Source organism: Bacillus sp. BS3(2021), from assembly GCF_021043345.1.
GTDB classification, from domain to species: domain Bacteria; phylum Bacillota; class Bacilli; order Bacillales; family Bacillaceae; genus Bacillus; species Bacillus paralicheniformis.
Genome location: NZ_JAJNDM010000001.1, coordinates 119,552 through 144,714 on the forward strand (window position 1 = coordinate 119,552; position 25,163 = coordinate 144,714).

General features: G+C 46.2%; 21 protein-coding genes. 16 read left to right on the forward strand and 5 right to left on the reverse strand.

Translation table 11 applies throughout. The features are described 5' to 3' along the window. Positions 1 to 121 precede the first annotated feature (121 nt). The 3 genes from LQ247_RS00585 (at position 122) to yidA (ending at position 2,789) form a co-directional block, all read left to right on the forward strand. Positions 122 to 772, forward strand: coding sequence for an MtnX-like HAD-IB family phosphatase (locus LQ247_RS00585; protein ID WP_020453556.1), 651 nt, complete (start codon positions 122 to 124; stop codon positions 770 to 772). Beyond that, positions 772 to 1,821: an iron-containing alcohol dehydrogenase family protein gene (locus tag LQ247_RS00590; RefSeq protein WP_035338073.1), complete on the forward strand. Its 1,050-nt coding sequence runs from the start codon at positions 772 to 774 to the stop codon at positions 1,819 to 1,821. Before LQ247_RS00585 ends, LQ247_RS00590 begins: the two co-directional genes overlap by 1 nt. Positions 1,822 to 1,976: 155 nt before the next feature. Further along, positions 1,977 to 2,789 (forward strand): sugar-phosphatase, encoded by an 813-nt coding sequence (gene yidA, locus LQ247_RS00595; protein ID WP_020453554.1) that lies wholly within the window; start codon positions 1,977 to 1,979, stop codon positions 2,787 to 2,789. 32 nt (positions 2,790 to 2,821) lie between these two features. Here the strand turns inward: yidA and LQ247_RS00600 are convergent, their stop codons facing one another. Further along, positions 2,822 to 4,360, reverse strand: a complete 1,539-nt coding sequence (locus tag LQ247_RS00600; RefSeq protein WP_231005411.1) for an ABC-F family ATP-binding cassette domain-containing protein — start codon at positions 4,358 to 4,360, stop codon at positions 2,822 to 2,824. Positions 4,361 to 4,790: 430 nt separating this feature from the next. On the opposite strand from LQ247_RS00600, the gene htpG reads away from it, so the two are divergent. Beyond that, entirely contained in the window at positions 4,791 to 6,671 is a 1,881-nt protein-coding gene (htpG, locus tag LQ247_RS00605) for a molecular chaperone HtpG (protein ID WP_023856871.1), read from the forward strand. A 51-nt stretch (positions 6,672 to 6,722) separates the two neighbouring features. Here htpG and glpT read toward each other — a convergent pair whose 3' ends face one another. The 4 genes from glpT to LQ247_RS00625 all read right to left on the reverse strand — a co-directional run bounded on the left by glpT (position 6,723) and on the right by LQ247_RS00625 (position 11,025). Then, positions 6,723 to 8,081: a glycerol-3-phosphate transporter gene (glpT, locus tag LQ247_RS00610; protein ID WP_020453551.1), complete on the reverse strand. Its 1,359-nt coding sequence runs from the start codon at positions 8,079 to 8,081 to the stop codon at positions 6,723 to 6,725. Positions 8,082 to 8,103: 22 nt separating this feature from the next. Then, positions 8,104 to 8,997: a glycerophosphodiester phosphodiesterase gene (locus LQ247_RS00615; protein ID WP_020453550.1), complete on the reverse strand. Its 894-nt coding sequence runs from the start codon at positions 8,995 to 8,997 to the stop codon at positions 8,104 to 8,106. A gap of 244 nt (positions 8,998 to 9,241) precedes the next feature. Next, positions 9,242 to 10,177: an aldo/keto reductase gene (locus LQ247_RS00620; RefSeq protein ID WP_025810533.1), complete on the reverse strand. Its 936-nt coding sequence runs from the start codon at positions 10,175 to 10,177 to the stop codon at positions 9,242 to 9,244. 83 nt (positions 10,178 to 10,260) lie between these two features. Then, positions 10,261 to 11,025 (reverse strand): DeoR/GlpR family DNA-binding transcription regulator, encoded by a 765-nt coding sequence (locus tag LQ247_RS00625; protein WP_025810534.1) that lies wholly within the window; start codon positions 11,023 to 11,025, stop codon positions 10,261 to 10,263. Between the two features lie 469 nt (positions 11,026 to 11,494). On the opposite strand from LQ247_RS00625, the gene iolA reads away from it, so the two are divergent. From iolA to LQ247_RS00685, 12 genes are all read left to right on the forward strand, one after another. Continuing rightward, positions 11,495 to 12,958 (forward strand): methylmalonate-semialdehyde dehydrogenase, encoded by a 1,464-nt coding sequence (iolA, locus tag LQ247_RS00630; protein WP_144497504.1) that lies wholly within the window; start codon positions 11,495 to 11,497, stop codon positions 12,956 to 12,958. 74 nt (positions 12,959 to 13,032) lie between these two features. After that, positions 13,033 to 13,848 (forward strand): 5-deoxy-glucuronate isomerase, encoded by an 816-nt coding sequence (gene iolB, locus LQ247_RS00635; RefSeq protein ID WP_020453546.1) that lies wholly within the window; start codon positions 13,033 to 13,035, stop codon positions 13,846 to 13,848. Positions 13,849 to 13,875: 27 nt separating this feature from the next. Further along, positions 13,876 to 14,853 (forward strand): 5-dehydro-2-deoxygluconokinase, encoded by a 978-nt coding sequence (gene iolC, locus LQ247_RS00640; protein WP_095323585.1) that lies wholly within the window; start codon positions 13,876 to 13,878, stop codon positions 14,851 to 14,853. 31 nt (positions 14,854 to 14,884) lie between these two features. Then, complete coding sequence (gene iolD, locus LQ247_RS00645; RefSeq protein ID WP_144497505.1) at positions 14,885 to 16,798, forward strand: 3D-(3,5/4)-trihydroxycyclohexane-1,2-dione acylhydrolase (decyclizing); 1,914 nt, start codon at positions 14,885 to 14,887, stop codon at positions 16,796 to 16,798. Between the two features lie 13 nt (positions 16,799 to 16,811). Continuing rightward, a complete protein-coding gene (iolE, locus tag LQ247_RS00650; RefSeq protein WP_020453543.1) occupies positions 16,812 to 17,714 on the forward strand; it encodes a myo-inosose-2 dehydratase in 903 nt (300 codons plus the stop codon). Further along, on the forward strand, positions 17,695 to 19,032 hold the full coding sequence (locus tag LQ247_RS00655) for an MFS transporter (protein ID WP_231005412.1): 1,338 nt from the start codon (positions 17,695 to 17,697) through the stop codon (positions 19,030 to 19,032). The genes iolE and LQ247_RS00655 overlap by 20 nt, the downstream gene beginning before the upstream one ends. Before the next feature lie 23 nt (positions 19,033 to 19,055). Next, complete coding sequence (locus tag LQ247_RS00660; protein WP_020453541.1) at positions 19,056 to 20,090, forward strand: Gfo/Idh/MocA family protein; 1,035 nt, start codon at positions 19,056 to 19,058, stop codon at positions 20,088 to 20,090. A 23-nt stretch (positions 20,091 to 20,113) separates the two neighbouring features. Beyond that, positions 20,114 to 20,980, forward strand: a complete 867-nt coding sequence (locus tag LQ247_RS00665) for a sugar phosphate isomerase/epimerase family protein (protein WP_231005413.1) — start codon at positions 20,114 to 20,116, stop codon at positions 20,978 to 20,980. 66 nt (positions 20,981 to 21,046) lie between these two features. Continuing rightward, entirely contained in the window at positions 21,047 to 21,883 is an 837-nt protein-coding gene (gene iolI / locus LQ247_RS00670; RefSeq protein WP_231005414.1) for a 2-keto-myo-inositol isomerase, read from the forward strand. A gap of 21 nt (positions 21,884 to 21,904) precedes the next feature. Further along, positions 21,905 to 22,783, forward strand: a complete 879-nt coding sequence (fba, locus tag LQ247_RS00675) for a class II fructose-1,6-bisphosphate aldolase (protein ID WP_023856876.1) — start codon at positions 21,905 to 21,907, stop codon at positions 22,781 to 22,783. A 206-nt stretch (positions 22,784 to 22,989) separates the two neighbouring features. Next, positions 22,990 to 23,928 carry a DMT family transporter gene (locus LQ247_RS00680; RefSeq protein WP_020453537.1) on the forward strand — a complete coding sequence of 313 codons (939 nt, stop codon included), beginning with the start codon at positions 22,990 to 22,992 and terminating at the stop codon, positions 23,926 to 23,928. After that, positions 23,885 to 25,162 (forward strand): ATP-grasp domain-containing protein, encoded by a 1,278-nt coding sequence (locus LQ247_RS00685; RefSeq protein ID WP_145608529.1) that lies wholly within the window; start codon positions 23,885 to 23,887, stop codon positions 25,160 to 25,162. Before LQ247_RS00680 ends, LQ247_RS00685 begins: the two co-directional genes overlap by 44 nt. Position 25,163 lies beyond the last annotated feature (1 nt).

The window sequence follows — 25,163 nt, forward strand, 5'->3', positions numbered from 1 at the left end:
AGATGATTCAGCTTGTGAACGAAAGTACACAAAAAAGAAATAATATTATGTTCAATGTTTCACAAACTTTTTGTATAATGAATCTAATCTTTTAAAATACCATAGAAAAGAGGTATGCAGTATGAAGAAATGGGCATTTGTATCAGACTTTGATGGGACGATTTCCAAACAGGATTTTTACTGGATGGTCATTGATAAATATTTTCCGGAAGGCCGTGAATTGTTCAAGAAGTGGAAGGCCGGAGAATTAAAAGATATCGAGTTTTTGGGAACTGTTTTTGCTTCAATTCATCAAAGCGAGCAAAAAATCATTGATGACATTCATTCCATACCAATTGATGAATATGTGCCAGACTTCATTCAGCATGTCCAGAAAAACGGCGGCGATTTCTACATTTTAAGCGCCGGCACGAATTATTACATTCATTATATTTTAAAGAAATACGGGATTACAGACGTTGAGGTCTTTTCAAATAAAGGCTTTTTTAAAGAAGACAATGTTCATTTGGACATTGATGAGAATCATTGGCATTACTCTGAGCGCTATGGGATTGATAAATCAAAGGTCATTCAGAAGCTGAAAGAAGAGTACGAGACGATTTATTTTGCAGGTGACAGTGAACCGGATTCCCACCCGGCTAAATTTGCGGATGTAACATTTGCAAAGGATGCGCTCCAGGATTTGCTTCGTCAGCAGGGGGTGCCATTTGTAGCCGTTGAAACATTTGAAGACATTGAACAGTATCTTAAAGAAAAAGGGCGGATCGTCTAATGCCGCGCCAGGTTACCAGCATAGCCATTCCCGCGGTTTTGGACATTAGTGAAGGCGTGCTTGGCCGATTGGATGAGATATTGAGAAAACATCAGTTTGACAAGGCGATCATGTTTTTTGACGATTTTTCCTATCAGCAGTATGAACACTCATTAAAAGCCGCCTTTCAACATGTCAAAGTAGAAGCTGTTTTGCTGCCGTCCAACCTGGACATACAGGAGCTTTTGAAGCAGGCATTTTCAATCGGGAATTACGATGTCATCATTGCCATGGGCGGCGGGTATGTTGTCGATTGCGGAAAATACATCGCTTTTTCCAAGCGGACCCCGTTCATCAGCATTCCGACGTCGGCATCCAATGACGGGTTTGCGAGCAGCAATTGCTCGCTTCAAGTCGAAGGAAAAAAAACAACCGTGCCGGCAAGGGTTCCGTATGGAATCATAGCTGATTTGAGTATCATTCAAAAAGCGCCGGAGCACTTTATTTTGGCGGGGATCGGCGATTTGATGTCCAATATTACGGCACTTTATGATTGGGAGTTTGAAGAGCGGCAAGGGGTCAGCGATGTAAATGCGTTTGCGTCGATGCTCAGCAAGAAAGCGGTCAACAGCTTTGTCCGTACACCGATGCAGGATATTAAACAGCCGATCTTTTTAAAAGAGCTTGTCAGCTCTTTGACAATGGGAGGCATCGCCACGGAAATCAGCGGAAACAGCGCGCCGATCAGCGGTTCTGAGCACCTGATTTCCCATGCGTTGGACAAAATTGCGGAAAAACCGCAGATGCACGGCATTCAAGTCGGGGTAGCCACCTACATCATGGCTCATGTACAGGATCACCGGGCTGAGCGGATTGAAAAGGTGTTTACGAGAACAGGCTTTTTTCAATATGTGAAAACACTGAATCTGAACAAAGATGAGTTTCGCGAAGCGATCAATTTGTCGCACACTGTCAAGCCGAACCGCTATACGTACTTGCATGAAGCCGGCTATCGCGAAAAAGCGCTTCGCATCCTTGATGAAGATCCGATTCTGCAGGAAATATTTTAAGCAGGCCAAGCGGCTCGAAAAACGCCTTATTTGCTGTAAGGCGTTTTTTCCGTGGGCATCAGACGAAAATGACGGGGAAAAGCTGTGATACAATAAAGAAGGTATGGGTCATAAGTACGACGTTAGGGCTCGATTCTGATCAGGGAGAGTGTAAAATGTACAAACTAATCGCGATAGATATGGATGGAACATTGTTGAATGATCTTCATGAAGTAACAGAGGAAGTTCGGAATGCCCTGCATGCTGCAAAAAAGCAAGGCGTCAAAATCGTTCTCTGCACGGGCCGTCCTCTCGGCGGTGTAAGCCGCTATCTGGAAGAACTGAATCTAAATGAAGACGGCGATTATGTCATCGCCTATAACGGAGCGCTCGTTCAAAATACGCACACTCAAGAAGTCGTGTCAGAGCTGACACTGGGCTATGATGATGTGAAATCGTTATATGAGCTTAGCCAAAAGCTTGATACGCCGATGCATTTTTTTGATTCTGCTTATTTATATACGCCAAACCGGGAAATCAGCCCGTATACTGTTCACGAATCATACGTCACCAAAGTGCCGCTCCGGTTCCGGACGATCGAAGAAATCCCGAAAGACCTTCTCGCGCCAAAGGCGATGTACATTGATGAACCGGAAAAGCTGGATCGGACGATCGCAGCAATACCGGAAGACGTCAAGGAACGTTATACAATGGTGAAAAGCTCGCCGTTCTTTTATGAAATTCTTCACCCTGCGGCAAGTAAAGGAAATGCCGTTCAGCAGCTTGCCGACATATTAGGCATCGCGCAAGAAGAAGTGATCTGTATTGGAGACAACGGAAACGACATGTCGATGATCGAATGGGCTGGATGCGGAGTCGCCATGGGGAATGCGATCCCTGAGGTAAAAGCTTCGGCCGATTATGAAACGCGTACGAATAACGAAAACGGCGTTGCTCACGCCATTCATGAGCTTGTATTGTCCAAATGAAAAAGCCGGTCCTTCGAAAGGCCGGCTTTTACCTATTTGCGGCGCCATGCTTCAATCCGCCAAATATGAGTCACCCAGTCTTCATAAAAAGACGGTTCATGGGAAACGAGCAAAATCGTTCCCTTGTAGTCGCAGAGCGCTTGCTTTAACGCACGCTTTGCTGATGTGTCAAGATGGTTTGTCGGTTCATCAAGAACAAGCAGATTGCTGTTTGAAAGCATCAGTTCCGCCAGCCGGACCTTTGCCTGTTCACCGCCGCTTAGCGTAGCAAGGGGCTGGCTGATATGCTTTGTCGTCAAACCGGATATCGCGAGCGTCTGCCTGATGTCTTTTTCCGATAGATCAGGAAAGAACGCCCGCAATTTTTCAAGCGGTGTATGATGAGAAGCCGGACTTTCCTGTCTGAAATAGGCCGCCTGTAAATGCTGTCCTGCTGTGACGGTGCCGCTAAGAGGCTTGAGATCACCGAGCAGCGTTTTAATGAGCGTCGATTTTCCGGCGCCGTTTTCTCCGGTAATGGCGATTTTATCGCCCCGTTTTACGGTCAGAGAAAGAGGCTTAAATAATGGAACGGTGTAGCCCGCCTCAAGATTTTCCGTTTTGAGTACGGTCATCGCCGGATTTCGCCCCGTTTTAAATGAAAAGCTGGGGACATAAGAATCTGTCGGTTTTTCGATTCGCTTGATTTTGCTTAATGCTTTCTCCCTGCTTTTGGCCTGCTTCGCCTTTCGGACCCTGTTCCGGTCGATAAACCCCTCTAGCTTTTTAATTTCCCTGTGTTGTTTGGCGTATGCGGCTTCAGCCTGTGCCCTGCTTTGCACATATTCCTTCAGAAAATATTGATAGCTGCCGGAGTACCGTTTGATCGTTTGATGCTCCAGATGGAATGTCACCGTCGTGATCTCATTTAAGAAGTGTTCGTCATGTGAGATCACGAGAAAGGCGTGCTTATAGTTTTTCAAATACCCCGTCAGCCACTCAATATGGGCCGCATCCAAATAGTTGGTCGGCTCATCCAACAGGAGCACATCAGGTTCTTCAAGCAGCAGTTTGGCCAACAGGAGCTTCGTACGCTGCCCGCCGCTTAAAGCCGCGACATCCTGATCAAGCCCGATTTCCGTAAAGCCGAGGCCTTGAGCGGCATCCTCAATTTTCGTTCCGATTTGGTAAAATCCTGAACTCTCCAGTTCGGATTGGAGCTCTCCGTATCTTTTCAAAATGGCCTCCAGATTGTCTTCGGCGTCGGCCATTTTTTCGGCAAGCCGATTCAGTTGCTTTTCGATTTCAAACAGCCGGTCGTACGCTTGCTCCATGTACTGAAGGATGGTTGTGCCTTTCGTCAGCTTGGCATGCTGTTCAAGAAAGCCGGCCCGAATGTTTGGCTGCCATTCAATGTTTCCGTGATCGGGCAGAAGGCTGCCTGTCAAAATCCGCAGCAATGTCGATTTTCCGGCTCCGTTTGCACCGACAAGGCCGGCGTGTTCGCCTTTCAGCAGGCGGAACCCGGCGTCTTGAAAGATAATACGGTCTCCATATATATGGGTCAGATTCGTGACATGAACAATACTCATGGTGATTCTCTCCTTCAGGCTTATTTTTTTTGAAAAAACAAGCCATCAAAAGAGAACAGCGTGAAGCCTCGCTATCCTGTCCGGCAAAAAAAACGGGTAAGGCAAACTACACCTTACCCGCTACATATTTAAAATACAGCAAGAAAGGATGTCAAATCATATCAAACTGTTCCCGAGATGGCTTGTCTAAAAAAGGGCAGACTTCTCCCGTCTTTAAGCCAATTCTCTTTTAAGAACAGTTGATAAGATTTTCATTCCTTTCCACCTCGTTTTGGTCAAATTTACCTTCACAACACATTATATGAAGCGGAGTGCCGGTTGTCAAACCGCTGCCATATGAATTGACATCGTGCAGGCAGTGTGTTATTTAATTTGTGAACAGAATCGAACGATATATGTATATCATATGAGCAAAAGAGGAGAGAGACAGATGGCTAAAAAAGAATTTAAAGCAGAATCCAAGAGATTGCTGGACATCATGATCAACTCGATTTATTCCCAAAAGGAAGTCTTTTTAAGGGAGCTGATATCCAATGCGAGCGATGCCATCGATAAAATCTACTACAAAGCGCTGACAGACGATTCACTGACGTTTAACAAAGATGATTACTACATAAAAATCTCCGCAGACAAAGAAAACAGAACGCTGACGATTGCGGACACCGGGATCGGCATGACGAAAGAAGAGCTTGAAGAACATCTTGGAACCATTGCCAAGAGCGGCTCGCTTGCGTTTAAACAAGAAAACGAATTAAAAGACGGGCACGATATTATCGGCCAGTTCGGCGTCGGTTTCTACGCCGCTTTTATGGTTGCGGACACCGTCACCGTCATGACAAAAGCCCATGGCAGCGATGAAGCGTATCAATGGGAATCAGCGGGGGCCGACGGCTATACGATCGAACCGGCTGCGAAAGAATCAGCGGGAACCGATGTCATTTTGAAGCTGAAAGAAAATACAGACGACGAAAACTATGATGAATACTTGGATGTTCATCGCTTAAAAGCGATCATCAAAACATATTCTGATTTCATCCGCTATCCGATCAAGATGGATGTCACCGTTAACAAGCCGAAAGAAGACGCTGAAAATGAATTTGAAGAAGTTCAGGAAGAACAGACAGTCAACAGCATGGTGCCGATTTGGCGAAAAAACAAAAGCGAACTGAAAGATGAAGATTACGAGGCGTTTTATACGGAAAAGCGTTACGGTTTTGACAAGCCGCTCGCTCACGTCCATACAAGCGTGGACGGCGCAGTGAGATATCATGCGATTTTATTCATCCCTGAAAATATTCCGTTCAACTACTACACGAAGGAATTTGAGAAGGGTCTTGAACTGTATTCGAACGGTGTGCTGATCATGGAAAAGTGTCCGGACCTGCTGCCTGACCACTTCAGCTTTGTCAAAGGAATGGTCGATTCAGAAGACTTATCGCTCAACATTTCGAGGGAGATGCTCCAGCATGACAGGCAGCTGAAGCTGATTGCCAAAAACATCAGCAAAAAAATCAAGAATGAGCTGAAAAGCTTGCTGAAAAATGACAGAGAAAAATACGAGTCTTTTTATCAATCGTTTGGCAGACAGCTTAAATTTGGGGTATACAATGATTTTGGAGCTCATAAAGATATGCTGAAAGACCTGCTGCTTTTCTATTCATCAAAAGAGAAAAAGCTGGTCACCCTTGATGAATATGTATCCAGAATGCCTGAAGATCAAAAATACATTTACTATGCGTCAGGCGACTCGTATGACCGAATTGAAAAGCTTCCTCAAACCGAGCTGGTTTCGGAAAAAGGGTATGAAATCCTTTATTTCACCGAGGACATCGATGAGTTCGCCATCAAAATGCTGGCGAATTATCAAGAAAAAGAATTCAAGTCGGTATCCAGCGGCGACCTCGGAATCGAAAACGATGATGAGCAAAATCAATCAGACGGGGACGACAGCCAATACAAAGACCTTTTTGAAGAGATGAAAAAGACCCTGGATGGAAAAGTGAAAAGCGTAAGGGCGTCAAAACGGCTGAAGACACACTCTGTATGCCTTGCCGCTGACGGAGAAGTCACCATCGAGATGGAGAAAATCTTAAACGCAATGCCTGACAACCAGCACGTAAAGGCTGATAAAGCATTGGAAATCAATACAAATCACGAAGTCTTCAAAACACTGCAGGATGCTTTTGAAAACGACAAAGATAAATTCAAGCTGTACACCGGCATCCTGTACAACCAGGCGCTGCTGATAGAAGGCTTGCCAATCGAAGACCCCGTTGAATTTACGAATGATATATGCAAAGTGATGGCATAAAAATAAAAAAGATACATCTCAGCTTTAGGCGAGATGTATCTTTTTTTGATGTTAATGTTTCACAACTTCCTGTCCCCGCACATTCCATGTCATCGCAAAGATGAGTGCTGCGATTGCACATGAAGCGGTTAAGAGCGTAAAGCCCGCATTCCAGCCGGATGCATCGACGATAACACCCATCAGCGCATTTGCCGTCAAGGTTCCGCCCAGGTATCCGAACAGACCCGTCAATCCTGCAGCCGTACCTGCCGCTTTTTTCGGAACAAAGTCAAGTGCCTGAAGACCGATCAGCATAACTGGACCGTAAATGAGGAATCCGATCGCGATCAATGATGCCATGTCGATCATCGGATTGCCGGCTGGATTGAACCAGTATACAAGCACCGCGATCAAAACACCTACCATAAAGACAAAGCCTGCCGGTCCGCGGCGCCCTTTAAACCATTTGTCAGAGATCCAGCCGCAAAGCAATGTCCCCGGAATCCCCGCCCATTCATACAGAAAATAAGCGACACTTGATTTGCTCATATCAAAGCCTTTTTCTTCGCTTAAATAGGTTGGCGCCCAATCCAGAACGCCGTAGCGGACGAAGTACACGAAAATGTTGGCAAGTGCGATCGCCCACACCCATTTATTATTTAATACATATTTAAAGAGGATTTCTTTCGTTGATAATTCCGTTTCAAATGTTTTCTTCGACTTGCTTGAATAATCGTTGCGGTATTCCTCGATTGGAGGCAGTCCGACAGACTGCGGCGTATCCCGGATCAGCCAGTAAGAAATGACGGCAACGGCGATGGCGACCAAGGCGGGCAAAATAAATACGCCTTCATAGCCTGTAGCAGATCCCGTAATGCCTGAGAAGATGGCGACGCCGGCAACGGCTATAGGCGCCATCAGTCCCCCGCCGACATTGTGGGCGACATTCCATATGGCTGTTTTATTTCCTCTTTCGCTGACGCTGAACCAGTGGACAAGGACGCGTCCTGACGGCGGCCATCCCATGCCTTGGAACCAGCCGTTTAAGAACAGCATGATAAACATAATGGCGATCGATGAGGTGAAGAAAGGAACAAACCCCATCAACAAGCTGATGACAGCGGAAAGGATCAAACCGGCGGGCAGGAACATCCGCGGATTGCTCCGGTCTGATATCGTGGCCATCACGAACTTGCTCAGCCCGTAAGAGATGGATAGAGCGGATAAGGCAAAGCCGAGCGCCGACTTTGAAAATCCCTCTTCGATTAAATAAGGCATGGCAAGCGAGAAATTTTTGCGAATTAAATAGTATGCCGCATAACCGATGAAGATGCCGAGAAAAACTTGCAGTCTGAATTTCTTATATTCCGAATCAATTTGATCGTCCGGCATCCGCTCAATTGGCGGTGCTGGTTTAAACAGTTTTAACATGGTATACCCCTTCTTTATTCATTTACTTCTTTTCACGCAAAACATCGCGCAGCCGGTCCGGAAAGTTGGTGAACATTCCGGTCGCTCCCCAATCGAGCAGCCGCTTCATATCTTCTTTTTCATTCACGGTATAAGGATGGACCAGCATGCCGGTGCTTCGAATTTTTTGCACGTATGCCCGGTCAATGCGGTCAAAGTTCATGCCGAGTCCGACGCTGTAAGATTGATATTGTTTTAATTCGGCGTCAGTAATGGCAGCCGGTTTGTCGTACCATAATAATTGCACAAGCGGAATGTTTGGATTAGCGTTATGAATGATTTGTAAGCTTTCAGGACTAAAAGATTGAATGATGACTTTGCTTGAATGAATGTTTGCCCCGGTCAGTTTGTATTGCTTCAGAATGTCCAGGAGCTTTTCTTCCATATGATCATAGTCTTCCGGTGATTTTGTTTCGATATAGTAGCGCGCGCTTCTCCCGAATGTTTGGATGATTTCTTCCAGGGTAGGCACTTTCAGCCCAACGTACTCCGTTTTTGCCCGCTCAGGATATGCTTCGTTAAACCAGGAGCCTGCATCAAGCTGTTTGATTTCTTTCAGCGTATAGTCTTTGACAAAACCCGTACCATTGGTCGTGCGATCCAATGTCTCATCGTGCATGGCGACCAAATGTCCGTCTTTTGTCATTTGAAGATCGATTTCTATGTAATCGCCTTTCATTTTTTGCCCAAGCTTATAAGCCAAAAGCGTATGTTCGGGAGCATGACCCGATGCGCCGCGGTGTGCGACATTTAATAGCTGACTCGGATTGAGCTGCGGCTGGGAATGGCTTGCGGCCTCCGCATGCCCGCTGAGTCCAAAACCGGCGGCAACGATTGCAGCTGTTATAAGGAAGATGCTGCGGACAAGTTTTTTCATCAAATGATTTCCCCTTTCAAGTCGGTATGCAGAATGTTGGTTTCCGGTTTTTTTTCGCCTCCTTATGTGACGAATAAAAAGAGAGATCCACAAAAAAACCCCTGGCACAAGAGGGTCTTATTGTGAATCTCCCATTCTCCGTCACTTGTATTAACTTCTTTCCTATCATACCAGAAATGGAAGCGCTGTCAATATGATTTTAAAAATAAAGAAACCTATCTTTTAAGATAGGTTTCCTGATTATTTAGCGGGCGAACAGCCGGTCGATGAAATCAATGTCCTCTTGAGACAGATTGACTTCTGCCGTTTTGAGGTTGTCGATCAGCTGATCTGCGCGTTTGGCGCCCGGGATCAACACATCGATTTCAGGTCTTGCCAAGTACCAGGCCAACACGATATGTGCGATGTCAACATTGTGTTTTTCCGCGATCGGCGCAAGCTGGTTCACTTTTCTAATGTTTTCTTTGAAGCGTTCGCCTTGGAAGTTTTCCATTTCTCTTCTCAGGTCGCCTTCCGGGAACGTTGTATCTTCGCTGTATTTTCCGGCGAGCAATCCGGAGACAAGCGGGAAGTAAGGAACAAATGAGATGTTATGCTCCTGTGTATACGGGAAGAATGTCGCCTCAGCTTCCCTGTTCAGCAAGTTGTATTCGCCTTGGAGCACATCCACCAATCCGTCTTTGTTCGCTTCTTTCAGCTGCTCAAGCGAAAAGTTGGATACCCCGATCGCTCTGATTTTGCCTTCCTGCTTCAGTTCATGGAGCGCTTGAACCGCTTCGTCTTTCGGCGTGTTCTCATCAGGGAAATGGATATAGAAAAGGTCGATGTAGTCAGTTTGCAGACGCTTCAGACTTTCTTCAACGGACTTTTTCAAAAATGCAGGGGAGTTGTCAAAGACAAAATCGTCGCCTTCTTTCTTATGGGCGGCTTTTGTCGCAATCACGACATCCTCGCGGTTGAATTCTTTGAGGACTTCGCCGATTAATTCTTCGGAACGGCCGATGCCGTATATGTAGGCGGTATCTAAAAATGTGACGCCGTTTCTGATCGCTTCCCGCACCAATTCTTTTCCCGTTTCTTCATTGAGATTCGGATAAAGGTTATGTCCTCCGACGGCATTGGTTCCCAAACCAATCGGGAATACGTGCAAATCTGATTTGCCAACTTTAACTTTTTTCATTGGATTCCCCTCCTGAAATGATATGTTGATCAATAAACTTGGCCGGCCGCTTGGATACAGCCGGTCAAGGGTGTCCACTTCAACTATACATGTTTTGCCAAATGGATTTCAATGTTGCGCTCTTTACAGTACTCGTGATATTCCTCATCCAGCGCCTGAGATGTGACGATCGCGTGCAATCTGTCAAACGGCGCGTACGTCAGCAAGGTCGACTTCCCGAATTTGGAATGGTCGGCCAGCAAGTATACTTGTTTTGCTTTTTCGGATATTTTCTTTTTAATTTCATATTCAAGCAGATCGGAGTTCGTCAGTCCATGGGTAAGTGTTGCTCCTGTTGCCGACATGAAAGCTTTATTAATATTATATTTATCCAATGTTCCCGGATCATCCATGCCGACGAAAGACTGCGTTTTCCGTTTATAGTTGCTGCCGATGATGATCAAGTTTATATTTTGCATCGCTGCAGCAGCGTTGATAATGTCGAGGCTGTTCGTTAAAACGGTTACATTTTTATTTGGATCAAGAGTTTCCAATATGGATTGAGTCGTTGTGCCGGAATCGATAAAGATCAGGTCATGGTCTTCAATAAAGCGTGAAGCGTAGTGCGCGATTTTCATCTTGGCATCCTTGTTTTGAATGGTTCTGTTTTCAAATGGGATTAAGGCCGTTTTTTCGATCGCCGTTACGCCGCCGTAGACTTTTTTTATGACTCCTTTCTCGGTCAGCTTGTTAATGTCGCGTCTGACCGTGTTTTTGGAAACATTAAAGACCTGGCAAAGCTCATCAAGCGAAACGGTGCCATTGGTCAAAATATATTCTTCCATTTCTTTGATCCGCATTAACTTCATACCAAGTATCTCCTTCTAGTATATTTGGCTAAATATATATAATAAACCCAAAAGTTAACCAATAATTGCTTAAAAAATGATAACATTAGTGGCTATTTTTTGCAAGATTTGTCCTGTTTCTTTTTATTATACAATGTTTTTCTAAATCATTTTAAGGTTTTCTATAAATCTTACAAAAGAAAAATTTAATGATTTTGATTGACTTATGGGTAAGACCGGATTAGAATATAACCAAGAAGTGACCAAAACGTGATAAAGTTGAGAAATTTCTGAGTGTAAACGTTTTATTGCGTTGCGGTTCTTTTGATAAAATCATTGTTCTATTCATTAATTTCTTTTGTAAGCGTTTAATTCCTGTTTTTTGCGAAAATCCGTTATGCACTGAAGAGCCGTTCGGCATTCATACATAATGGCTGGAACCTGCCCCATCTGTACCAGGAGATGTTTAATATTCAAGGAGGTTATAAGAATGGCAGAAATCAGAAAGTTAAGAAACTATATTAATGGAGAATGGGTTGAAAGCAAAACCGACAAATACGAAGATGTAGTCAATCCTGCGACGAAAGAAGTGCTTTGCCAGGTGCCGATTTCGACGCGCGAGGATATCGAATACGCAGCGCAAACAGCGGCTGAAGCGTTTAAGACATGGTCAAAAGTAGCCGTTCCGCGCCGGGCAAGAATTCTATTTAACTTTCAGCAGCTTTTGACTCAGCATAAAGAGGAGCTCGCCCACCTCATCACGATTGAAAACGGAAAAAACACGAAAGAAGCGTTGGGCGAAGTTGGACGCGGCATCGAGAATGTCGAGTTTGCAGCTGGAGCGCCATCCCTGATGATGGGAGATTCACTTGCTTCAATTGCAACCGATGTTGAAGCGGCGAACTACCGTTACCCGATCGGAGTCGTCGGCGGAATTGCCCCATTTAACTTCCCGATGATGGTACCGTGCTGGATGTTCCCGATGGCCATTGCGTTAGGAAACACATTTATTCTGAAACCTTCCGAGCGGACGCCGCTCCTGACGGAAAAGCTTGTTGAACTGTTTGAAAAAGCCGGACTTCCTAAAGGGGTCTTCAATGTCGTATACGGTGCGCATGATGTAGTAAACGGCATTCTCGAACACCCGGAAATTAAAGCGATTTCATTCGTCGGTTCAAAACCGGTCGGAGAATATGTCTATAAAAAAGGAAGCGAAAACCTGAAACGCGTTCAATCGCTGACAGGCGCTAAAAACCACACCATCGTTCTGAACGATGCCAATCTTGAAGACACGGTAACAAATATTATCGGCGCTGCTTTCGGATCTGCCGGCGAACGCTGTATGGCATGTGCAGTAGTGACGGTTGAGGAAGGGATCGCAGATGAATTCATGGAGAAATTGGTTCAGAAAGCATCTGAAGTCAAAATCGGAAACGGACTTGACGACGGTGTATTCCTCGGACCTGTCATTCGCGAAGACAACAAGAAACGCACACTCGGCTATATACAAAAAGGAGTTGAAGAGGGTGCGAGACTTGTCTGCGACGGACGTGAAAATGTGACAGATGAAGGCTATTTCGTCGGCCCGACAATCTTTGACAATGTCACAACTGATATGACGATCTGGAAAGACGAGATTTTTGCTCCTGTATTGTCAGTCATCCGTGTGAAGAACTTGAAAGAAGCGGTTGACATCGCCAACCAATCCGAATTTGCAAACGGCGCATGTTTGTTCACATCGAATTCGAATGCGATCCGCTATTTCCGTGAAAACATTGATGCGGGAATGCTCGGTATCAACTTGGGCGTACCGGCTCCGATGGCATTCTTCCCGTTCTCAGGATGGAAGTCTTCGTTCTTTGGCACATTGCATGCGAACGGAAAAGACAGCGTCGATTTCTATACGCGCAAAAAGGTCGTCACTGCAAGATATCCGGCGCCTGACTTCAAATAATTGTGAAAAAACCGAGCGGCGCGGTTCCCGCGCTGTTCGGATCATGTTTCAAGTTTGAAAAGGAGGCTTTATCCATGAGTCATTTGTTGCGCAAGCCGCAGGCGAATGAGCTGTCACAAGGCGTGAAGCTTGTACACGAAGTGAAAAAATCGAATTCGGATCTCAGTTATGTCGAGTTTAAAGTCCTTGATCTCGCACCGGGATCCAGCTATGAAGAATCGCTGAGCAAACAAGAATGCTGCATCGTCGCGCTTACCGGAAAGATTACCGTAACCGATCATGAACAGACATTTGAAAATATCGGCACGAGAGAAAGCGTTTTCGAAAGAAAGCCGACCGACAGCGTGTATGTGTCAAATGACCGCAAGTTCGGCATTACCGCGGTTACAGAGGCAAGAGTTGCCCTGTGCTATTCCCCTTCTGAAAATCAGCTGCCGACGAAACTGATCAAAGCTGAAGACAACGGTATTGAAAACCGCGGGAAATTCAGCAATAAACGAACCGTTCATAACATACTTCCGGATTCAGATCCTTCAGCGAACAGCCTTTTAGTCGTCGAAGTCTACACTGAAAGCGGAAACTGGTCCAGCTATCCGCCGCACAAGCATGATCAAGACAACCTGCCTGAAGAGTCCTTTTTAGAAGAAACATACTACCATGAACTTGACCCGCAGCAAGGCTTTGTATTTCAGCGCGTCTACACAGATGACCGTTCTATCGACGAGACGATGACTGTTGAAAATGGAAACGTTGTCATCGTGCCGGCCGGATACCATCCTGTCGGGGTGCCTGACGGATACACATCCTATTATTTAAACGTGATGGCAGGGCCGACGCGGAAATGGAAGTTTCATAACGACCCTGACCATGAATGGATTTTGGAACGCTAACAATAAGGCAAGGAGAGGCTGTTGAAGATGAAGTATACGTTTAATGAAGAGAAAGAATTTGACATTGTAGCGATCGGCCGCGCATGCATCGATTTAAACGCAGTCGAATACAACAGACCGATGGAGCAGACGATGACATTTTCAAAATATGTCGGCGGCTCCCCGGCTAATATTGCAATCGGCAGTTCCAAATTAGGATTGAAGACCGGCTTTATCGGCAAGATTCCGGATGACCAGCACGGCAGATTCATCGAAACCTATATGAGAAATACGGGTGTCGATACGTCACAAATGGCGGTTGATAAAGACGGACATAAAGCGGGGCTTGCTTTCACAGAAATTTTAAGCCCTGAAGAATGCAGCATTTTAATGTACAGGGATGATGTTGCAGATCTTTACCTTGCCCCTTCTGAAGTGAACGAAGACTATATTGCAAAATCGAAGATGCTTCTTGTGTCAGGTACGGCGCTGGCTAAAAGCCCTTCCCGCGAAGCGGTGCTGAAAGCCGTGCAGCTGGCGAAAAAGCATCAAGTGAAAGTGGTCTTTGAGCTTGACTATCGTCCATATACGTGGACATCTGCGGAGGAAACGTCCGTTTACTATACGCTCGTTGCCGAACAATCAGACATTGTCATCGGAACGCGTGATGAGTTTGATGTAATGGAAAATAAGAGCGGCGGCAGCAATGAAGAATCTGTTCAGCATTTGTTTGCACATTCCGCAGATCTTGTCGTTATCAAGCACGGTGTCGAAGGTTCATATGCATACAGCAAATCCGGAGACATCTTCCGGGCGAAAGCATACAAAACGAAGGTCTTAAAAACGTTTGGAGCGGGGGATTCATACGCTTCCGCTTTCCTCTACGGACTCGTTTCAGGCAAAGATATTGAAACTGCGCTGAAATACGGAAGCGCTTCCGCATCCATTGTTGTTTCCAAGCACAGCTCATCTGAAGCAATGCCGACAGTCGCCGAGATTGAAGAGCTTATCGCGGCTCAGTCTTAAATGAAGAATATGAATAAAGGTGGGATCGTTTGTGGGCAAGAAAATACGTTTAACCACAGCGCAAGCGTTAATTAAATTCTTAAATCAGCAGTACATCCATGTAGATGGTGAAGAAACACCGTTTGTCGAGGGGATCTTTACGATTTTCGGCCATGGGAACGTCGTTGGCATCGGCCAGGCGCTTGAACAGGATGCCGGGCATTTAAAGGTGTTTCAAGGCAAGAATGAGCAGGGAATGGCACATGCGGCAATGGCTTACAGCAAGCAGATGCTGAGGAGGAAGATCTATGCTGTATCAACATCAGTCGGACCGGGAGCAGCTAACCTTGTGGCCGCCGCAGGTACGGCGCTTGCGAACAATATTCCGGTTCTCTTGATTCCGGCTGATACATTTGCAACGAGACAGCCTGATCCTGTTCTTCAGCAAGTAGAACAGGAATACAGTGCGGCGATTACGACGAACGATGCTTTGAAGCCTGTTTCGAGGTATTGGGACCGGATTACGCGCCCTGAACAGTTGATGAGCAGTCTGATTCGCGCTTTTGAAGTGATGACAGATCCTGCAAAAGCGGGTCCTGCAACGGTTTGCATTTCTCAAGATGTTGAAGGGGAAGCCTATGATTTCGATGAAAGCTTTTTTGAGAAACGCGTTCACTATATTGATCGCAAAGAGCCGAGCGAGCGTGAACTGAAGGGAGCGGCAGAGCTGATCAAGTCGAGCAAAAAACCGCTCATCTTGGTCGGCGGCGGAGCGAAATATTCCGGAGCGCGCGACGAACTGATCGCCATGTCTGAAGCGTACAATATTCCGCTGGTGGAAACCCAGGCCGGAAAATCTACAGTGGAAGCTGATTTTGCCAACAACTTGGGTGGAATGGGCATCACAGGTACGCTGGCGGCAAACAAAGCGGCTCGCGAGGCTGACTTGATCATCGGAATCGGCACGCGCTATACCGATTTCGCGACATCATCAAAAACCGCTTTTGACTTTGACAACTCAAAGTTTTTAAACATCAATGTCAACAGAATGCAGGCATATAAACTGGATGCTTTCCAAGTCGTTGCCGATGCAAAAGTAACGCTCGGCAAGCTGCACGGTTTATTGGAAGGCTATAAGAGCGGATTCGGTTCGATCATCAAGGAGCTGAAAGACGAGTGGCTTGCTGAGCGTGACCGTTTGAGCAAGGTAACATTTAAGCGTGAAAACTTCACACCTGAAATTAAAGATCATTTTTCTCAAGAAATACTCAACGAATACGCGGATGTGCTGCAAACCGAACTGCCGCAAACAACGGCATTGCTCGCCATCAATGAAACAGTTGATCCGGACAGCGTCGTCATTTGTTCAGCAGGCTCTTTGCCGGGGGATCTGCAGCGGCTGTGGCATTCAAACGAACCGAATACGTACCACTTGGAATACGGCTATTCTTGCATGGGATATGAAGTATCGGGAACACTCGGCTTGAAATTGGCTCATCCTGATAGAGAGGTTTATTCACTGGTCGGAGACGGAAGCTTCCTGATGCTCCACTCAGAGCTCATTACAGCAATTCAATATAATAAAAAAATCAACGTGCTGCTCTTTGACAACTCAGGATTCGGCTGTATCAACAACCTGCAAATGGACCATGGAAGCGGCAGCTACTTCTGCGAATTCAGAACAGCAGACAATCAGATTCTCAATGTCGACTACGCGAAAGTGGCCGAAGGGTATGGAGCAAAAACCTACAAAGCGAACACGATCGAAGAATTAAAAGCGGCGCTTGAAGATGCCAAAAAACAAGATGTCTCAACATTGATCGAAATGAAGGTGTTGCCGAAGACGATGACGGACGGCTATGACAGCTGGTGGCACGTAGGCGTTGCAGAGGTTTCCGAACAGGAAAGCGTGCAAAAGGCGTATGAAGCAAAAGAAAAAATGCTGAAATCTGCAAAGCAGTATTAAAGGAGGCACCAGGATGGGCAAGACACAAATTCTATGGGGCATCGCCCCCATAGGGTGGCGGAACGATGATATTCCGGAAATCGGCGCGGGAAACACACTTCAGCATTTGTTGAGCGACATTGTTGTTGCAGGCTTTCAAGGCACAGAAGTGGGCGGCTTTTTTCCGGAACCGGCCATTCTCAATAAAGAGCTCGAGCTGCGAAATCTAAGGATTGCCGGCAAGTGGTTCAGCAGCTATATCATTCGGGACGGCATTGAAGAAGCAGCCAAGGAATTTGCGGCTCACTGCCAGTACTTGAAAGACGTCCATGCCGATGTTGCGGTCGTATCAGAACAGACGTACAGCGTGCAGGGCCTGAATAAAAACGTGTTTAAAGAAAAACCTTATTTCACCGATGAAGAATGGCAGCGGCTATTTGAAGGGTTAAATCACCTCGGGGAAATCGCCGGCCGGTACGGCCTGAAGCTTGTCTATCATCATCACCTCGGCACAGGCGTGCAGACAGAGGAAGAGGTTGACCGGCTCATGGCGGGAACTGACCCGGCCCTCGTGCACCTTCTGTATGATACTGGGCATGCCTACATTTCAGATGGAAATTATATGAACATACTAGAGAAGCATATGGACCGTATTGGGCACGTTCATTTTAAAGACGCGCGCCTCAAGATCATAGAGAAATGCAAGCAGGAAGGAAAATCGTTCCAACAGGCGTTTTTGCAAGGGATGTTCACTGTTCCAGGCGATGGCTGCATCGATTTTAGAGAAGTCTATCAAACGCTATTAAAGCACGGCTATTCCGGCTGGATCGTTGTGGAAGCCGAGCAGGATCCCGATGTTGCCAACCCGCTTGAATACGCATTGATCGCCAGAAAGTACATCGATCGTCACTTGTTGAATGTCCCAGCAACCAATTAGGGGGGGCTCTAAATTGAGCAATGGAAGTGCAGCAGTCTCACCATTCAATAAACGAACCGTCGCAGCAGCTTTGGCAAATTACATTGATGCAGGCTCCATTGTCGCAGGATCGGCAGGATTATCTTTATGGGTCAGTTACCTGAAGCTTTCTGATACACAGATCGGACTGCTCGGCGCGTTTAGCGCTAACGCCGTCTCAGCGGCAATCGGAGCGCTGCTCGGAGGCTTTTTGGCCGACAAAATTGGCCGAAAGGCTGTTTATACGAACAGTATGCTGGTTTATGCACTGGGGATTTGTTTAGTATTGTTCGGCACCAGCTTTCCCTTTTTGTTAAGCGGTTACATTATTATCGGTTTATCGGTAGGAGCTGATATTACGGCTTCCTGGACGATCATCGCGGAGAACGCACCTAAGAAAAACAGGGCGCGTCATTGCGGGGTTGCACAGGTCGCATGGGCGGCGGGAGCTGTTGTGGTCCTGCTGCTGTCGGTCCTCCTCGGTGATATAGGCTTATTGGGCAATAAAATCGTGTTTGGGCATTTGCTCGTTATCGCATTGATCACCTATGTTCTGCGGAAAAGGCTGCCGGAATCCGATGCCTGGCAGGGTCAATCCGAATCGGCTCAAGCCGTCAGGAAGCCGAAGACGTCTTATCTCGATTTGCTTCAGCCTAAGTATTTGAAAAGCATTTTATTTTTAATAGGCGTGTACTTGGTTTGGAATCTGGCTGCAGGTGTCATGGGGTTTTTTATGCCTTACATTTATCAGCAGGTCGGCGATGTGTCAGCGACCATGGCAAACATTTTGCAGATGGGGCTGTTTATTTTCACCGGGCTTGGCGTCGCTTTTATTTTCATGCCGTTTGCAGACAAATACAGGAAGACAGTGTTTGGGATCTCCGCATTTGCAGCGGTGATCGGCTGGTCATTGTTTCTGCTTCCGGCAGAGGGCATGCCGATCCTCATCCTCTTTATCGTGATGATCGGCCTAAACAATGGGGCCGGGCAACAGGCCAATTATCAATTATGGGCGAGTGAAATTTTCCCGACGGAATATCGCGCATCTGCACAAGGATTGATGTTCTTCCTCGTTCGTATTTCAATCGGGGCTTGGAGCCTTTTCGTTCCAATGATCATCTCGAATTTTGGAATTGCATTTATGGCGGCCATTCTCCTTGGATGTGTAACGGCCAGCATGCTCATCGGGCTCTTTTTTGCACCGAATACATCCGGTAAGTCGCTTGAACAAATTCAGGAAGAGCTGTATGGGACTCCTCCGGCTCAAGCTGGGCAAGTGCAAACAAGAAAAATTATGTAATTATTTTGAAGGAGTGGCTATCAATGAAATTACGCATTGGTGTTATTGGTACAGGAGCAATCGGAAAAGAACACATCAACCGCATCACGAATAAATTAGCCGGCGGCGAAATTGTCGCGGTCACCGATGTAAACCAGGAGGCAGCTCAGCAAGTTGTAACAGACTACAGCCTGAATGCAAAGGTCTATCCGGATGACGACAGTCTCATCGCAGCCGAAAATGTAGACGCAGTCTTAGTCACAAGCTGGGGACCGGCACATGAATCAAGTGTTTTGAAAGCGATTAAAGCGAACAAATTCGTATTTTGCGAAAAGCCTCTGGCGACGACTGCGGAAGGATGCATGCGGATCGTCAATGAAGAAATCAAAGCGGGCAAACGTCTCGTTCAAGTCGGCTTTATGCGCCGTTATGACAGCGGTTACGTACAGCTGAAAGAAGCGATCGACAACCGGGTCATCGGCGAGCCTCTCATGATCCACTGTGCGCACCGCAACCCGGTTGTAGGCGACAACTATACGACAGATATGGCTGTTGTCGATACGCTTGTCCATGAAATAGACGCCCTGCACTGGCTGATCAATGACGATTACGAATCCGTTCAGGTCATTTATCCGAAAAAATCGAAAAACGCGCTCCCTCATTTGCGTGATCCGCAAATCGTCATCATCGAAACGAAAGGCGGAGTCGTGATCAATGCGGAAATCTATGTCAACTGCAAATACGGCTACGATATCCAGTGTGAAATCGTCGGAGAAGACGGAATCGTGAAGCTTCCTGAACCATCAAGCATCTCTCTCAGAAAAGACGGCAAATTCTCGACGGATATTCTCATGGATTGGCAGCGCCGCTTTGTAGACGCTTATGATGTAGAAATCCAAGATTTCATTGACTCGATCCAACAGAAAGGCGAGGTCAGCGGGCCGACTGCATGGGACGGCTATATCGCCGCCGTGACGACGGATGCCTGCGTAAAAGCTCAGGAATCCGGACAGAAAGAACCTGTGGCGCTTCAAGAGAAACCGAAATTCTATCAAACGTTTACAACTGTTCAAAAATAAAAACTTTCCGAGGAGTGAAAAGTATGAAATTAGCATTGGATCCATCGATGTATCGCGATGATTTAACTTTGGAGGAAACGGTCTATAAAACGGCGGAGCTTGGCTACGAATATATCGAACTATCGCCGCGCGAAGATTTTTGTCCATTCTATAAATATCCGAAAGTCGATTCAGCTAAAATCAAACAATTAAAGCGGCTTTTAAAAGATACCGGTGTTAAGCTTTCATCGCTCCTTCCGCTTTACCACTGGGCCGGTCCTGATGAAGATCGCCGTCAGGCAGCGGTGCGCAATTGGAAAAGGGCGATCGAAATTGCGGTTGAGCTTGAAGTCGATTTGATGAACAGCGAATTCAGCGGTTCAAAATACGATCCTTTAACAAGTGAAGAAAAATTTATCAAATCCATGGATGAGCTTCTGCCAGTCTTTGAAAAAGAAGGCATTAAACTCAATCTTCAAGCCCATCCATACGATTTTATCGAAACACACAAAGGTGCGATGGATATGATCCGAGCGCTTGACAAGGACTGGATCAATCTTGTCTACTCGACTGCGCACACATTCTTCTATGACGATGGAAAAGGCGACATCGAGACAATGTTTGACGAAGCCGGCGACCGCCTCACGCATGTTTTATTTGCAGATACTTATAATCATAAAGCGGCTCATGGCCTTCGCTACATCGTCAATCCGCCTGACGCGAAAGTAACGGTTCACCAGCATTTGGACATTGGCCAAGGCGAGGTTGATTTTGATACGATTTTCAGAAAGCTGAGAAAGATGAAGTTCGACGGAATAGCGACGAATGCCGTGTTTGCCTGGGTTGACGAAAGAGCGGATGAATCAAGCAGATTCATGCTTGAAAAGCTGAAACAGGAATTACTAGGATAAGCCCCTGAGTTCGGCGCCCTGCCGAACTCTCTCTTCACAAGGATATTTAGATAAGGAGAATCTAATATGAAGCTATGCTTTAATGAAGCAACGACGTTGGAAAATTCAAACCTAGCAAAAGACCTCGAATACTGTGAGAAGCACGGATACGATTATATCGAAATCCGGACGATGGATAAGCTGCCCGAATATTTAAAAGACCATTCTCTCTCAGAGTTAGCCGAGTATTTTCAGACGCATCATATTAAGCCGCTGGCCTTGAATGCCCTTGTCTTTTTCAACAACCGCGATGAAAAAGGGCACCGTGAAATCATCGAAGAATTTAAAGGCATGATGGAAACATGCAAAACGCTTGGTGTGAAATATGTGGTCGCGGTACCGCTTGTCACCGAACAAAAAATCTTAAAAGAAGATATTAAAGCGAGCTCCGTCGAAGTGCTGACAGAGCTGTCAGACATCGCGGAGCCGTACGGTGTAAAGATCGCTGTCGAGTTTGTCGGTCATCCGGAGTGCACAGTCAATACGTTCAGCCAGGCCTATGACATCGTCATGACCGTGAACCGCGATAATGTCGGCCTTGTTCTTGACAGCTTCCACTTCCATGCAATGGGTTCGGACATTGAGGATTTGAAAAAGGCGGACGGCAAGAAGATTTTCATTTATCATATCGATGATACGGAAGACTTCCCAATCGGCTTTTTAAGAGATGAAGACCGCGTTTGGCCGGGACAGGGGGCCATCGACTTGGATGCCCACTTATCAACTTTGAAAGACATCGGTTTTTCGGATGTCGTGTCAATTGAATTGTTCAGACCTGAATACTATAAGCTGAGCGCGGAAGAAACGATTCGAACGGCCAAAGAAACAACAGTTGAAGTTGTTTCAAAATACTTCAAGATTTAATACGGGATAGGAGGGGTGAACGTGGCTTTCGTTTCCATGAAAGAACTTCTTCAAGAAGCAAAGGAACATCATTATGCAATCGGTCAATTTAATATTAACGGCCTTCAATGGACAAAAGCGATTCTACAGGCGGCGGAAGAAGAACGGTCACCTGTCATCGCGGCCGCCTCAGACCGGCTCATCGATTATTTAGGCGGATTTAAGACGGTTTCCGCAATGGTTGCGGCTTTGATTGAGGAAATGTCGATCTCCGTTCCCGTCGTCCTTCACCTTGACCATGGCAAAAATCCGGAGCGCTGCAAGCAAGCGATTGACGCCGGTTTTAGCTCAGTCATGATCGACGGCTCGCATTCACCAATCGATGAAAACATCGCCATGACAAAAGAGGTCGTGTCATACGCCGGAATTCGCAATGTTTCGGTTGAAGCAGAGGTTGGCACCGTAGGGGGCATGGAAGACGGGCTCATCGGCGGGGTGCAGTATGCCGACATCGGTGAATGCGAACGCATTGTCAAAGAAACCGGTATCGATGCTTTAGCAGCCGCGCTCGGCTCTGTTCATGGAAAATATCAAGGCGAGCCTAATTTAGGATTTAAGGAAATGGAAGAAATCTCACGGGTGACGGACATTCCGCTTGTTCTTCATGGAGCTTCGGGCATCCCGGCTGATCAAATCGCTAAAACGATCCGTCTGGGCCATGCGAAAATCAACATTAATACAGAATGCATGGTGGCCTGGACCGAGAAAACGCGCAGCATGTTTAAAGACAATCCCGATTTATATGAACCCCGCGCCTATATGACGCCAGGGATCAGCGCAGTCAAAGAAACGGTCAAACATAAAATGAGAGAATTCGGGTCATCCGGAAAAGCGGTATGCACCCAAAAGATAGAAATATAATCTAGACCCGTATCGCCTCACTCACTTATCGAAGTGAGTGTTTTTTTGTGCGCAGTATTTGTAAAGATATTCTAAAGGTTCAAAAGAATGATTGACTGTAATTGATATAATAGTTATAATTTCCCTCATAATCCATTTTGATCAGAAAAGATTTTATTTTCTGAAAATAAATGACAGCAAGACAATAACAAAATCAGGTGAATGCTATGCGGACAAACGTTTTAAAGTATCGGGTTCATATTTTATTTATCGTATTATGTTTGATCGGCGGGACGACATGGGCTTTTCAAAAAGCCGGGTTGAGTGACAGCCTTCCATTTTGGTCCGCGGGCATGCGGTTTATGATCGCAAGCATTTTGATCGCGGCGTTTCTTTTGATACGAAGGCAGTTTGTGCTGTCAAAGGAACTGCTGGTGCTGTCGTTTTTGAACGGCATCATGTATTTTTCCGTTCCATTTGGATCTGTTTATTGGGCCTCTCTTTATTTGCCGAGCGGGTTGGTGTCTATATTAGCGGCTAGCATTTCAGTCTTTGCCCTGATGATCAACCGCCTTGTCAAAGGGACACCGGCGACGAAATTGCAGAAATGGGGCATTTGCCTTGCGTTGCTTGGCATTACAATCGTGTTTGGCAATCAGCTGTTGATCAAAGTCGATGTTATTGAAATCGTCGCCATGATTGTGATTTTGTGTGCGATGTTTGGCTCGGCTTTTATTCAAATCAAAGTACAACAGAGAATTCGTTCGCTTCCGATCTTAAGCTTTAACTCCCTTTCGATGCTGAGCGGCGGAGCGGTATTGCTCATCAGCAGCCTCATCTTTGAAAGCGGGACAAGAACGTTTTCCGGCGTGAGCCTTTATGCGCTGCTTTATTTAGCGGTTGTCGGCTCGATATTGGGTTTTTGGATCAACATTTATCTGCTTAAAAAATGGCACATCTCAAAAGCGACTTCCCACTTGTTTATCTCCCCCGTCATTGCGCTTTATATCGGATTTCTGTTTCTGGATGAAAAACTGAATGCGAATATTTATTTAGGAACGCTGTTTGTCATATTCGGTGTGATGTTCATCAACTTAAAAAAAGAAGAGAGGATCGCGAAAATTGACGATACGAAACAAAAACTTGGCCATCATTTGTCAAAATAAGCACTTGCCATTTATTTTTGAAGAAGCTGAGCATTTAGGATTGAAGGTCACGTTCTTTTACAATTCAGCCGAAGATTTCCCGGGCAATCTTCCGGCTGTGGAACGCTGTGTGCCGCTGCCGTTATTTGAAGATGAAGAAGAGGCGCTGGAAATCGTCAAACAGACATTTGTCGAATTTCCGTTTGACGGCGTTGTGACACTGTTTGAGCCAGCATTGCCTTTCACGGCAAAAGCCGCTGAAGCTTTGAATCTGCCGGGGCTTTCTTTCACAACAATGGAAAACTGCCGCAATAAAAATAAAACCCGCAGCATCCTTCAGCAAAACGGCCTGAATACGCCGGTTTTCCACGAGTTCCATACGCTCGCTGATCTCGAAGACAGGAAACTGACTTATCCATTAGTTGTTAAGCCGGTCAACGGCTTTTCAAGCCAGGGCGTCGTCCGTGTTGATGATTGGAAGGAGCTTGAGGAGGCCGTCAGGAAAGTCGAGGCTGTTAACGAGACGGACCTTAATCGATTCGTACACGGCAAAACGGGCATCATAGCCGAGCAATTTATCGATGGGCCGGAATTTGTGATTGAAACGCTGTCGATTCAAGGAAACGTACATGTTCTTTCGATTGGATACAAAGGGAACAGCAAAGGTCCGTTTTTTGAAGAAGGCGTCTATATTGCTCCGGCTCAATTGAAAGAAGAGACGCGCCTTGCGATTGTTAAGGAAGTGACAGGAGCCGTTTCAGCGCTGGGCATTCATCAGGGGCCGGCTCATACGGAGCTGAGGCTGGACAAGGTCGGAACACCTTATGTTATCGAGGTGGGCGCCAGAATCGGCGGTTCAGGAGTTTCGCATTACATCGTCAAAGAGAGCACGGGCATCAATTTTATGCAGCTTGTCTTGCAAAACGCAATAAAGCCGCTGGAGAGCAGCGAGTTTAAAGAAGAGATCCGGCCTGTAAGGACAGCCGGCAATTATATCATTCCTGTACAGGGCTCCGGCACTTTTGAAAAAATCGACGGACTGGAAGAAGTCAAACAGAGGCCGGAGGTAAAGCGGGTGTTTCAATTTATTGGAAAAGGCGCGAAAATTCTGCCGTACCCGCATTTTTCCGGTTATCCCGGATTTATATTCACAAGCCATCATTCATATGAAGAATGCGCAGCTTTCTACCGGGAACTGGATGATGAGCTTCATATCATATATCAAAATAATTTGACGGGTACAATAGGAGGTTAAG